The sequence below is a fragment of the Shewanella livingstonensis genome (assembly GCF_003855395.1).
In the GTDB taxonomy this organism is placed as follows: domain Bacteria; phylum Pseudomonadota; class Gammaproteobacteria; order Enterobacterales; family Shewanellaceae; genus Shewanella; species Shewanella livingstonensis.
Genome location: NZ_CP034015.1, coordinates 3,514,358 through 3,527,396, shown reverse-complemented (window position 1 = coordinate 3,527,396; position 13,039 = coordinate 3,514,358). Strand labels below are relative to the sequence as shown.

8 protein-coding genes are annotated in these 13,039 nt (G+C 37.9%); 4 read left to right on the top strand and 4 right to left on the bottom strand.

The window, feature by feature from the left end; translation table 11 throughout:
* Nucleotides 1–237 precede the first annotated feature (237 nt).
* From EGC82_RS15195 to EGC82_RS15185, 3 genes are all read right to left on the bottom strand, one after another.
* Nucleotides 238–786: a hypothetical protein gene (locus tag EGC82_RS15195; protein ID WP_164839147.1), complete on the bottom strand. Its 549-nt coding sequence runs from the start codon at nucleotides 784–786 to the stop codon at nucleotides 238–240.
* Nucleotides 787–907: 121 nt separating this feature from the next.
* Nucleotides 908–5,224, bottom strand: a complete 4,317-nt coding sequence (locus EGC82_RS15190; RefSeq protein ID WP_164839146.1) for an EAL domain-containing protein — start codon at nucleotides 5,222–5,224, stop codon at nucleotides 908–910.
* 284 nt (nucleotides 5,225–5,508) lie between these two features.
* Nucleotides 5,509–8,298, bottom strand: a complete 2,790-nt coding sequence (locus tag EGC82_RS15185) for an insulinase family protein (RefSeq protein ID WP_124731507.1) — start codon at nucleotides 8,296–8,298, stop codon at nucleotides 5,509–5,511.
* Between the two features lie 188 nt (nucleotides 8,299–8,486).
* Here EGC82_RS15185 and sixA point away from each other — a divergent pair, with 188 nt between their 5' ends.
* Nucleotides 8,487–8,960, top strand: a complete 474-nt coding sequence (sixA, locus tag EGC82_RS15180) for a phosphohistidine phosphatase SixA (protein WP_124731506.1) — start codon at nucleotides 8,487–8,489, stop codon at nucleotides 8,958–8,960.
* Nucleotides 8,961–9,103: 143 nt separating this feature from the next.
* On the opposite strand, the gene smrB is transcribed toward sixA, so the two are convergent.
* The gene (gene smrB / locus EGC82_RS15175) at nucleotides 9,104–9,631 is read right to left on the bottom strand and encodes an endonuclease SmrB (RefSeq protein WP_124731505.1); all 528 of its coding nucleotides are present in this window, start codon (nucleotides 9,629–9,631) and stop codon (nucleotides 9,104–9,106) included.
* A gap of 79 nt (nucleotides 9,632–9,710) precedes the next feature.
* Between smrB and prmB the strand changes: the two genes are divergently transcribed.
* From prmB to EGC82_RS15160, 3 genes are read left to right on the top strand one after another with little or no spacing between them, the layout of a single operon-like run.
* Nucleotides 9,711–10,655, top strand: coding sequence for a 50S ribosomal protein L3 N(5)-glutamine methyltransferase (gene prmB, locus EGC82_RS15170; protein WP_011638117.1), 945 nt, complete (start codon nucleotides 9,711–9,713; stop codon nucleotides 10,653–10,655).
* A 55-nt stretch (nucleotides 10,656–10,710) separates the two neighbouring features.
* Complete coding sequence (gene aroC, locus EGC82_RS15165; protein ID WP_124731504.1) at nucleotides 10,711–11,805, top strand: chorismate synthase; 1,095 nt, start codon at nucleotides 10,711–10,713, stop codon at nucleotides 11,803–11,805.
* Nucleotides 11,805–12,986: an MFS transporter gene (locus tag EGC82_RS15160; RefSeq protein ID WP_124731503.1), complete on the top strand. Its 1,182-nt coding sequence runs from the start codon at nucleotides 11,805–11,807 to the stop codon at nucleotides 12,984–12,986. Before aroC ends, EGC82_RS15160 begins: the two co-directional genes overlap by 1 nt.
* Nucleotides 12,987–13,039: the final 53 nt, after the last annotated feature.

The window sequence follows — 13,039 nt, the reverse complement described above, 5'->3', positions numbered from 1 at the left end:
TAAAGTCACTTTAGTTTGCTATATCAAAATTCAAATTCAAAACAATAAAAAAAGGAGCTTATGCTCCTTTTTTTATAACTGATAGTTATTAATCATCAGTATCTAACAAATTACTTCCACCAAGCTCTGGCTTGGATAACTTCAAGGTGATTTAAACCTTCAGGCAATTTTACTTTTTTACGAGCTGGTTTTGCTAAACCAAGTGCTATTTTTAGAGAAGTAAACATAGGGTTCTCCTTAAGCTGTTTGGGTGTTTAGAACTTTAAGACCAGGAATGCTTGCTGTTTGGGTGTCTAGAACTTTAAGACCAGGAATGCTTGCTGTTTGGGTGTCTAGAACTTTAAGACCAGGAATGCTTGCTGTTTGAGTGTCTAGAACTTTAAGACCAGGAATGCTTGCTGTTTGAGTGTCTAGAACTTTAAGACCAGGAATGCTTGCTGTTTGAGTGTCTAGAACTTTAAGGCCAGGAATGCTTGCTGTTTGAGTGTCTAGAACTTTAAGGCCAGGAATGCTAGCTGTTTGGGTTTCTAGAACTTTAAGACCAGGAATGCTTGCTGTTTGAGTGTCTAGAACTTTAAGGCCAGGAATGCTCGCTGTTTGGGTTTCTAGGACTTTAAGACCAGGAATGCTTGCTGTTTGAGTGTCTAGAACTTTAAGACCAGGAATGCTCGCTGTTTGGGTGTCTAGAACTTTAAGACCAGGGATGCTGGTTGTTTGATTTTCAAGTCCATTTATCATAGTAACGCTACCGATAGCTAATGCCGATAAAACTGCTACTGTAATCATTCCTTTAATCATTTTAATCTCTCTTATATTTAGCAATTGAAGCTCAGGGTTAAATAACAATATTATTTTGACAACTGAACTTGTATTAGCATTTGTCATGCCAAATATAAGAGGTAAATATTTATTTTTTCATTAAAGTACCGTTTAATGCTTCAAATTTAACTTTGTCTGCAGTCAGCATTAACTCAAAGTCTGCTTCTCTAATAGGCTTGCTATAAATATAACCTTGAATTTCTTCACAATTAAGTGCTTTTAATATATTGAGTTGTGCGGTTTGTTCAACCCCTTCACCTACCACTGTCAGTCCCATGTTGTGGGCTATAGTAATAATCGAATCGACCATCTTAAGATCTCGGTCAGATTTATCTATGTCATCAACAAAGGTTTTATCAATTTTTAAGCAATTAATTGGGAATCGTTTTAGATATGATAAAGAGGAATAACCTGTCCCAAAGTCGTCAAGAGCAAGGCTGACGCCCATTTTAGCCAATTGCTGCATCACTTTAATGGCTTGTTCGGGATCTTTAATCACAGTTCCTTCAGTGATTTCAAGCTCTAAGTGTTTAGCGGGTAATTTTGTGAGTCGTAAAATTGACTCTATTCGTTGCTGTAAATCGGGCAGAGCAAATTGTCTTGACGATAAATTGACAGCAACACGACCACTAAACAATCCTAGTTCCAGCCATTTCTGTGCAGCAAAACACGCTTTTCGCAAGACGACATCACCAATTTCAACGATCAAACCATTTTCTTCGGCAAGGGGAATAAATTCATTTGGCGCTATCAGGCCTAATTTCGGATGATTTAACCTTACTAATGCTTCCATACCTGTTAGGCGATCTTTTTTTACATCTACTTTAGGTTGGTAATAGACTTCAAATAAATCATCTTTTAGCGCTTCCCGAATTAAGCTTTCTATTTCCAGTTGGCGTAAAGCATTTTGGTTTAATGATTCTGAATAAAACTGATAGCGGTTGCCACCACCAGATTTGGCGTGATACATGGCGATATCTGCTTTACGTAATAATGCTTGCTCATTCTGTTCATCTTCAGGATAAAGCACAATACCAATACTAATGCCTAGCACTAGAGAGTCATTATTAAGAGTGAAGGCTGGTTTTAGGCAATTAATCACTTGTGTTGCAATGGCGGCACATGATCCTATGTCAGGGTGTTGATCAACCAGTAAAGCAAATTCATCACCGCCTAGACGGTATAAGCTGGCATTTTTTGGGATGGCTAACTGAATTCTCTCAGCAACACCTATTAATAAATCATCACCAATTTGATGGCCTAAAGAATCGTTAATACGCTTGAAATTATCTAAATCGAGCACCATTAAGGTGTGATGAATATCTTTTTTGACTAGGTTACTTAGTGTGACTTGCAAACTAGAACGATTAGGTAAACCGGTAAGTAAGTCATTGTTAGTCAGCTTTCTAAGCTCTTCTTCCTGTTGTTTACGGCGAGTTATATCAGAAAATACACCAACGTAATGACTGGTTTCACCTTGTTCGCTATATATAGCGTCAATGGTCAGTTCCATCAAGAAATAGCTGTCTTTACCTTTACTGGCTTCAATTTCCCCGTTCCAACGACCTTGTTGTTTTAGTAAGTTTCTTATTTGTTCAGAATAACTGGCAGGATAACGACTGAAATGGAGTATTTGATCGACAAATTTTTCTTTTGTTGAAGCTGCAAGTTCGCAACAGGCATTATTGACTTCAACAAACTGATATTTCTCATTGAGAATAAACATTCCTTCAGAAATATTTTCAATTGCTCTAGCGAATAAACGAAGTTGTTCTTCTGCTTGCTTAATATTATTGATGTCTTTAATGGTGCCCGTCATTCGAAGCGGGACATCTTTTTGATCGCGTTCAACTATCTTGGCTCTGTCTAAAATCCAGATCCACTGTTGGTTGCGCGCTTTAACGCGATAAGCTATTTCGAAGTGATCTGTTAGGGCATTGAAATGATCATTTAGCGCCCTTGTCACACGATCTCTATCGAGAGGGTGGATATTACTTTCTTCTTCAGGATTACCTGAACGACGACCGTCTTGAGGGAAATCTAAAGAGCCCCAGATATTAGAACGGAAAATTTTACCACTTTCAATATCCCAGTCCCACATTTCGTCGCCACTACCCCATAAAGATAATTTTAAGCGTTCTTCACTCTGGGCAATTTGTTTTTGTATTTGCCTACGACGATTAATAGCTCTGAAAATTAAAAATATAATTATTAATGATATAATTGAATATAAAAGTGTAGCTAATTTTGATGACCACCAAGGAGGGGTGATAGTAACTTTTAACTTTCTTTCTACAGTGCGCTTGCCTGTCAAGTGATTTTCTGCAAATAATCTAAATGTGTAGTCACCAGCGGATAAATTCGTATATGTGACAGTGTCATTACCGTTAGTTGATAACCAGTTTCTTTCTAAATCTTCAAGGTAATAAAAAAATTCATAATCATCATTACTATCACCTAAAATATTAAATTTAAGGCTAAATGGATAGTCTGAGTACTTTAAGACTATTTCAGAAAGACTTTCTAATGGTGAAGGTAATATTTTTTCGCCAACATTTACTTTTGTATTAAATAAAAACAAATCTTGGAGGTGGATTTTTTTTGTTTTCATACTGTTTACATTCGTTATTGCTAGCTCAGGATCTATTAAGCTAATTCCATCATTACTGCCTAAAAGGATTTTATTGTTAATTACTAATGAGGATTGTGTATTATAATCTTCTAACGATCCGTTTCTAATTTTTAGCGTATAAGTGGTTTTATTTTTTAAATCTAAAATGTTTATTTCTCTATTAGATGTTGCAGTTATTGTGTCATTTAATTTAGTTATGGAATAGATTACTTTTTTTCGGTCTAGTATTTTTTTTATGTTTGTGTTGTTGCTTATTTCAACAGAGTATACGGAGTTTCGTGTACCAAAATAAAGCTCTCCATTTCTTTTAAGTATATTAAAAACAAAGTCATCACTATAAATACTTTTTAAAATGTTATTGTTTAGTGTTTTTAATCCATCTTGAGATGCAATCCATAATGTATCATCAACTAACAATGTGTCATAGATCGGATAGTTGGTTTTTGGCAATAACTGAGATACATTAAAATCGGATCCATTTGAGAGGTTTATTGTAAATATCTCTCCTTCAGATGTAGATATATACAGTTTGCCATCAAATTCTTTCATACTAAAAATAGTGCCACTTATGATAACTTTTTCTTTTTCATTAATGCTGAGCTTGTTTTTTAAAAACAAACCAGTTGGTGAGCCTATAAAAATATTATTATTTTTTACAAAAATTGATTTCGGACCGTGGGGTATTTGAGTAACAATTTCATCACTTAATTTAAGATTTAGATCATAGATAATTATAGTATCACTATTGTTTACAATGTATATGTTCCCTGAATCTTTTGTCATTGACCAAGCGCCGACATTATTGTTGTTGATTTTTTTTATTATATTATTGTCACTAGATATTTTTAAAAATCCGTCAATATAGTTTGATATATAAATGTTATCATTTTCTTTTTTGACAAATGCTTTCTTAAGTTTTTCTGGGTCTATATCTATTGTGCCAAGAGAAGAAGTCGTCATTTTTCCATCTAAAAAAACTATTTTTAAAATTTTGTTATTATTGATAGTTACGATGCCGTTCGAGTCGGAATCTATACTTGTCAATTTTAAGTTTGATATTTTTTCTAGTTTTTTATTGTAAGTGTAGACACCATCTTCAGCAGCTATAACAATAGTGTTATTTATTAAAGATAATTCATTTGTTTTTTCTGCTATATGATCTATTTTTTCATTTTCTTTTTTGAAAACATCACCTTCATAATTTCTGATATAGAAAAAGTTTTTAAATCTAATTACTTTTTTTACTTCTTTTATTTTTTTGTTTTTTAACGAATAAATAATACCTAATGATCTGCTATTATAAGATATAAACCCTTCATTCAAACCAATAAAAATTTCACCATCTTGTTTTGATATTGACCAAATGGCTTGTTCACCAATTTGAGTTGAGATACTGTTTCTGGTGAATGACTCTGTATCTTTATCAAATTGAACGAGACCTTTGTCTGTCCCGATTTGCAGAACACCGCTGTCATCGATAAGTAAATTACGAATAAAAGAGCTGGGTAGAGAATTTGCATTTTCTTCTGCATAGAATTGCTTAAATTCATTGCCATCGAAACGATTCAATCCATTGATAGTACCAACCCAAACGTAACCCTCTGGATCTTCTACTATGGCCGTTACTGTATCCTGGGATAAACCATCAGCAACACCATAATTAGTGTAGTTTAGTAGTAGATCGAAATTTGATTCTGTGTTGTCAGCTTCAATGGCCGTAGCGCCAAAGCTAAAAATAAAGTAAACACAGATAAACAGTAGAATTTTAGGCATAGATTTATACTTATTCTCTTTTGATGCCGCGTAGAAGTTGATGAATTGTCTACTTTTTCAGAAAGTGGGGCCTTTGTCAAAAGCATGTTAACAAAAAAGGTGTGATTGATAGAATATTACTCAATTATTCCCATCAAATCGATTAATAGTTATTTTTTAATCAATTAGTTAGGTAATACAAAAGTTTTATTTAGTGTGTCATACTGTTAACCTTGATTGCTATAATGTTGTTAACATAATACTAGCTTGTTTCTATGTGGATATTTTCCAGCCAAAAACACTCATTAAAATTGAAACTTTTCAGCTTGCTGCTTAAATGTTTTTAAGTCTTTGATCATGTTGTCTGATCTCAGGCTTGCTTGATTATGATGTTGTTCGCCGCTGTTAAACAGCACTAAACGATCACAGTCTTTACTGCGCATGTGAGCCACCATAAACTTAATCAAGTCAGCTCTGGTCAGTTTTTCAACTTCAGCTACAACTATTTCGCGTTGATTAAATTGATAATCACGATTTCCTAAACTGACCCAATAGCGTTGGCTACGTGTCTTTAGATTGGTATCGTGTTCCATTATTTGGCTAATCATACCTTGTTTGGTGCTTTCCCATTGTTGATTGGTGATTTGCATAACCGCATAATTAAAGTCTGCAATAAACTCGTCGATGGCTTCGAGTAGTTGCCTAGGGCCTGTAGTGGGAGACTGCACATAAAAAATCATCCCTGGATGTCGGTTTAGCGGTAAATAGCCAGTTCCAACCATATAACCCAATTGTTGTTTGGTGCGCAGTTCATGAAAAAAGGTTGATGACATGGTGTGGTTAAGTAGACTAAATAATGCCATACGTTCTGGCGTTGCCATACGCGACTGGTAGTACACAATAATCGCACTATCTTGATGAGCCATACTTTTTTCGCGAAGCAATGAGCCTCTTTTATCGAGATTGATTAGTTCACGTGATGCTTCAGTGCTTGGTTTTGTTACCAACGATAATAAATGTTGCAAGCGTTTGCCGAGCTGTTGCGCTTCTTCAACGAGCCAATCGCCGTAAACTAATCCTTCAAGGTAAATCTTTTTGTAGAATGCACTCACATGATTATGCAAATCATCAAGTGTTAGTAGCATTAGCTCTTCAGCCATTCTTGCAGGTTCAAAACTTCTTTTTTGTAGCGTGACTGTCAGGCTGGAAAATAATTGCGATATTGGTTTAGCTTGGGCTACATTATTCCAACTTCTTAGAATTTGTTTTTTAATCATGTTAAAGCGTTGTTCGGTAAAGTTACGTTCGCGTGCTTTGTTGATGATTAAGGTCAGTAGCTTTTCTTGATTGCCAGTAAAACCGGTTAAATGTAGAGTAATTCCGCCCTGATGGGGGTAGATATTGTAATTTAAGCCTGCTACTTCTGCTTGATATGTTGGTTCCGTTAGATAATCGATAAGCATTTCGACGTACAGCCTTGTTAATGCCGCTTGTCTGGGGGTTGAGCTAGCCTGATCCGAGTCTAATGATAAGTATAGATGCCCTTTAGGGACATTAAATTCATCATCTTTTTTATGCCAAATACGATAACCTTCTCCTTCAGCAACAATGATCGGTACCGGCGTATTACTTTTATCTGCTCGCGCTTGTGGATTGGCGACAATAAACGGATTTTTTTCTGGAAGTTTTAGCGCTTCTCTAATAGTAACGGTAGACCATTTTGCTATTTTCTGAGGTTGCAATGATCTCACTTGATAAGGCGTGTCATACCATTGAGCTTGATTATCAACCGCAGACTCTTTGGCTACAGTCAGGAGACGCATGTTACTCACCGACATCATTTCTAGCAGTTTCTGGGTTTCATCCTCGAGCATTTCATCCATGCGATAGTCACCATAAATAATATCTTCAATATCGTAATGGTGCATGTTAATGCTGAGATGGCTTGCTAAATCCAAGGTTTTGATTTGTTCCTGGAAACGAAATGCGGTATCAAGTAAGTTTGCTCGTTCTTGATAACGCCATGCTTGAACACCTTGTTGCTTAATTAATTCAATGTATTCAAAAACGCAAGTAACTACTTCGTCCAGTTCTGTAAACCCTTTGTCGGTTAATTGGATACTGATTGAATAATCTTTGAAGTTGTAGCCATTAACGCCACCGCCAGCAGATAAATTATTAGCTAAACCCTGTGTTTTTAAATATGACAGTAAGCTTCCTGGGCTTTCATTACCAAGTAAGTGACTGATGAAAGTAAGTGGTTTACGTTTATAAAATTGGTCTATCTCTGGTAGTGAAAAACAGATGCTGACTCTTTTTTGATCTTTCAATGGAATAATTTGTATGTGTGTTTGCTGTTGAGCTTTGGTTATCATTGCTTCACAAGGATAGTGCTTACTTACATTTCTATTAATGATTTTTGAAAAGTATTGCTCGACTATGATATCGAGCTCTGCAATAGGGCAGGGAGCTACAACGCATAGGGTCATAATATTCGCGCTGTAATGTTGTTGGTAAAACGCCAGTAGCTCATCTCGGATGTCTGCTTGTTTACCGGCTAGTGTTGCTTGATTACCCACAGAAAACTTTGAAAACGGATGTTTTGGGTTAACCGTTTCTTTTTGAACTTGATAGACGCGGCGAATATCATCTTTTAATTTTAAACTGAACTCAGATTCGATTGCTTGCCTTTCTCTATCGACTAATTCTAAGTCAAACTTGGGTGCAATGAAAAATTGGCTAAATCGGTCTAACGAGCCGTCTAAAGCTTCAGCATTAATACTATAGAAAAAGTTAGTTTGTTCAGTGCCTGTCCATGCATTATTGTTACCGCCATGTTGATTAATATAGGCATGGTATTCACCTGAGTCTGGATATTTCTCGGTACCCAAAAACAACATATGTTCAAGAAAATGCGCCATACCAGGCCGCTCAATCGGATCGTCAAAATGACCAACTCTCACCGCCATTGATGCAGCCGCTTGATTTGATTGCATGTCTTCAACCAATAATACTCGAAGTTGATTATTTAACACTCGATATTGGTATTGGCGATGATCATTTTGGCTTTTATAAACTGCTGGAAATTCAGGCAAAAGGAGACTCCAGAAAAGATAACTTGTTATATATTGATCTTGTTATTACTTTTTAGCAAATCACCTTGGCTAGTTTTATTCAATTATCGACTAAAGTTTATTGTAATATGCTCAATTCTAGGTTTGTTGTTGCGCTGATTAACGCTACAATTGGCTTAGAATGATAATAAAAACATCACGAGAGAAGTATGCAGCTATTTTTGATGCGCCATGGTGAAGCGGGTTTTGATGCACCGTCAGACAGAGAACGAAAGTTAACTGATGCAGGTCGTACCCAAACAGGCTATATGGCTAATTGGTTAGCAAAACAGATTAGCCATTTTGATTTAGTGATTGTGAGTCCTTATTTACGTGCGCAGCAAACATGGCAAGAAGTGAGTAAACACTTATCAGAACCCCGTAAGTGGTTAGTACTTGATGATGTCACTCCTTCCGGTGATGCCATAAGGGCTGTAGATGTTGTGCTGGCTTATGCTGAGCAATATAAAGCTGAAAATGTATTGGTTATTGCCCATATGCCAATTTTAGGTTTTATGGTGAGCGAACTTGTTGCAGGTATTGAGCCGCCATTGTTTGCGACCTCTGCAGTAGCTCACATTGATAAACATGCGCAAAATGCTAGTTTTGTCGCAATGACCGCACCACATCAAGTTGTTGTGTAATATCGTTTGCAATGATGTTATTCGCTACTGACTTATCCATAGTGTTTACTGCATGTTGATTTGCGGTTTTTCTCTCTTTATGGCATAAAAAGGTAAGTCATCACTTACCTTTATTCACACTCCTTACGCTTACAACCTCTAAATTAACGTCGGTGAGGTTGCTCACCAATATCAATTAATACTAACAACGCGGCATCACCACCCCATTCCTTTGGCGCTTGATGGAATGCTTTTACGTTTGGATGTTGCGCCAACCACATTGGTGTTTGTTGTTTTAAAATCCCCATCCCATATCCATGCATCACACAGCAACAAATCGTGTTTTGCTTAACACATGCTTGGATAAGTGCGGCTAATTCAAGTTTGGCTTCTGCTTGTCGCATACCATGTAAATCAAGCAGTAGATCGGGTGAGTAGTCTCCCCGTCTTAAGCGTTTTAATTCATGCTTATCTGTGTTGGTATTAATCCAACGCATGGGTCCGTCGACCGGCAGAAGTGGCTGATATGTATCCGAAAAATAGCTATCAGCATGGATCTGCTGTTCTTTAATTTCGAACTGCTGTTTGGCTTTGACAGGCTGTTTAAAGTGGTGAGTATCTTGCCTTAGCGGTTTGATTCCCTCTATTAATGCACTAAACAGCGATAAGTCTGCATAATTATCGTCTTTCATGAGGGTATTGTATTGAATTCTAGGTCATCTTAATAGACATCAGTTACAATAGCGTAGAACAATTTTTAAGGAGCGTGTTTTGGATAAGATCTTTGTAGATGAAGCTGTCACTGAGTTACGTACTATAGCGGATATGTTGCGTTGGGCTGTCAGCCGTTTTAATGATGCCAATATTTATTATGGTCATGGAACGGATAATGCTTGGGACGAAGCCATTGCATTGGTTTTTGATGCTCTACACTTACCAGAAGATATCGGTCAGCAGGTTATTTTAAGTAATTTAACCAGCAGCGAAAAACATAAAATCGTTGAATTGATTATTCGCCGTGTACGTGAACGTTTACCGGTACCGTATTTGACCAATAAAGCCAAATTTGCAGGGCTTGAATTTTACGTAGATGAACGCGTACTTGTACCGCGTTCACCCATTGCCGAAATGATTAATAATCAATTTAGCCCTTGGTTATACAACAAACCAGTTAATCGCATTTTGGATTTATGTACTGGTAGTGCCTGTATTGCCATTGCTTGTGCTTATGCGTTTGAAGATGCTGAAGTTGACGCATTAGATATTAGTGAAGATGCACTTGAAGTCGCGCAGATTAACATTGAATCTTTGGGAGTCTTAGATCGTGTTTTCCCGATGCAATCCGATTTATTCTCGGCGATTCCCAAAGGCCAACATTACGACTTAATTGTGTCGAACCCACCATACGTTGATGCACAAGATATTGGTGATATGCCTGATGAGTATCATCACGAACCTGCTATCGGCTTAGCATCTGGCAATGATGGCTTAGATTTAACCAAGCGTATCTTAGCCAATGCAGCTGATTATTTAACAGAAACAGGTTTACTGGTGGTTGAAGTTGGTAATTCAATGGTTCATTTGATTGAGCAATATCCTGATATGCCGTTTACTTGGGTTGATTTTGAATTTGGCGGTGATGGCGTGTTTGTGCTAACCCGTGATCAGCTAGTTGAAAATGAATCACTTTTCGCCATCTATAAAGATAGTGAATAATAGGCAGGTACAGCTAACGTATTGTAATGAATTTATATAGAGGTAGTTAACGCTCATGTCAGGAAATAGTATTGGTCAAAATTTTGTGGTGACAACTTTTGGTGAAAGCCATGGTGTTGCGTTAGGTTGTATCATTGATGGTTGTCCGCCAGGACTTGAATTAACTGTTGAAGATATGCAACATGATTTAGACCGTCGTCGCCCTGGCACATCTCGTTACACCACTGCGCGCCGTGAGCCTGATGAAGTGAGAATTTTGTCAGGCGTCTTTGAAGGCAAAACGACTGGCACCTCGATTGGTTTGTTGATTGAGAATACCGATCAACGCAGCCAAGATTATTCTGATATTAAAGACACTTTTCGTCCTGGTCATGCAGATTATACCTATCAGCAAAAGTACGGCATGCGTGATTATCGTGGCGGTGGTCGTTCATCTGCCCGTGAAACGGCAATGCGCGTTGCTGCTGGCGCCGTTGCAAAAAAATACCTTAAACAGGTTCATGGCATTAACATTCATGGCTACCTTGCTCAGTTAGGGCCTATTTGTGCAGAAACTATCGATTTGGCTCAAATTGAAAAAAATGCTTTTTTCTTCCCTGATGCGAGTAAGTTAGACGCATTAGATGAGTATATGCGTGGTTTACGCAAATCAGGCGACTCGATAGGTGCCAAAATTACTGTCGTGGCCACTGGTGTTCCGGTGGGATTAGGCGAACCAGTATTTGATCGTCTTGACGCCGACATTGCGCATGCGTTAATGGGCATCAATGCAGTTAAAGGCGTTGAAATTGGTGATGGTTTTGGGGTTGTTACTCAAAAAGGCTCAGAAGGTCGCGACTTAATGTCACCACAAGGCTTTGCGTCGAATCATGCTGGTGGCGTACTGGGTGGCATTTCATCTGGTCAGCCTGTCGTGGCTCATATTGCGTTAAAACCTACTTCAAGTATTAGTGTGCCAGGTCAAAGTATGACTGTGCAAGGTGACGCTATTGAGATGATCACCAAGGGTCGCCATGATCCTTGTGTTGGAATTCGTGCAGTACCGATTGCTGAAGCGATGTTAGCAATTGTATTGATGGATCACTTATTAAGACATCGTGCGCAAAACCAAGATGTTACCAGTCAAACACCCGTTATCGGAATGCGCTAATGTCCTCATTGAAACGCGCTGAACCAGATTTACGCTGGCTTAGCGCCTGTTATTTCTTTTTCTTTTCTATTCTTGGCATCATGGTTCCCTATTTGGGGGTTTTCTTTGATAGCCGAGGTTTCAATGCCCAAGAGATTGGCTTTTTGTTGGCGATATTAATGGCCACTCGAATTGTCGCACCTAACGTGTGGGCCGCTGTAGCCGATAGAACCGGTATGCGCTCAGAGTTAATTAAATTAGGTTCTTGTGCGGCGGCGATTACTTACATTAGTTTTTTCTTTGATGGCAGCTTTGTATATTTAGCCATTAGTCTGGCGGTCTATACATTTTTTTGGAATGCGATTTTAGCTCAACTGGAAGTGATTACGTTAGAAACCCTAGGTGATAAAGCTGAGCGATATGGCGCTATTCGCAGTTGGGGCAGTGTAGGCTATATTATTTTAGTGATCAGTGGTGGATTAGCGATTGATCACTGGGGTCCAGAAGTATTGCCTTATATGGGCATGATATTATTTTTAGGCTTGTTCGCGTGCTCATTACCATTACCAGCGAACCGCAGTGTGGTAGTCAATAAATCTGAACGGCCTAAACTCACCTTTGATGCCTCATTGGTATGGTTTATGTTATCTGCAATGTTACTACAGATGAGTGTCGGACCTTTTTATGGTTTTTTTGTATTGTATCTAAAACAGGTTGGTTACTCTGAAACTATCGCTGGAATGCTAGTCGCCTTAGGTGTCCTTGCCGAAATTATTATTTTCTTTTATTCATCCCGCCTTATTCGCCAATATGGTATTCGAGTATTACTTGTAGTGAGTATTTTACTGACTGCTATTCGTTGGTTACTGCTAGCCTTTGGTGTTGAACACGTTTCATTATTAGTCATCAGCCAGTTATTGCATGCATTTACTTTTGGTTTGGTCCATGCAGCTTCAATTCATTTTATTCACCGCCACTTTAATGTCAGCCATCGCAGCACCGGACAAGCATTATATGCCAGTGTCAGCTTTGGTGTTGGCGGTGCATTAGGCACATGGATAAGTGGTATGATTTGGGGCGATGGTAGCCAAACTATGTGGGTTTGGGTATTTGCTGCTGCTTGCGCATTGTTATCAATGTTTGCTGTATTAATGATCCCTAATATCAATGGTGAAGGATCAACAGGCAAGCTTCAAAGTTAAGATTAATCGTCTTGTCGCAATAACAAAAATAGTAGCAATAATAACTGCAAGGA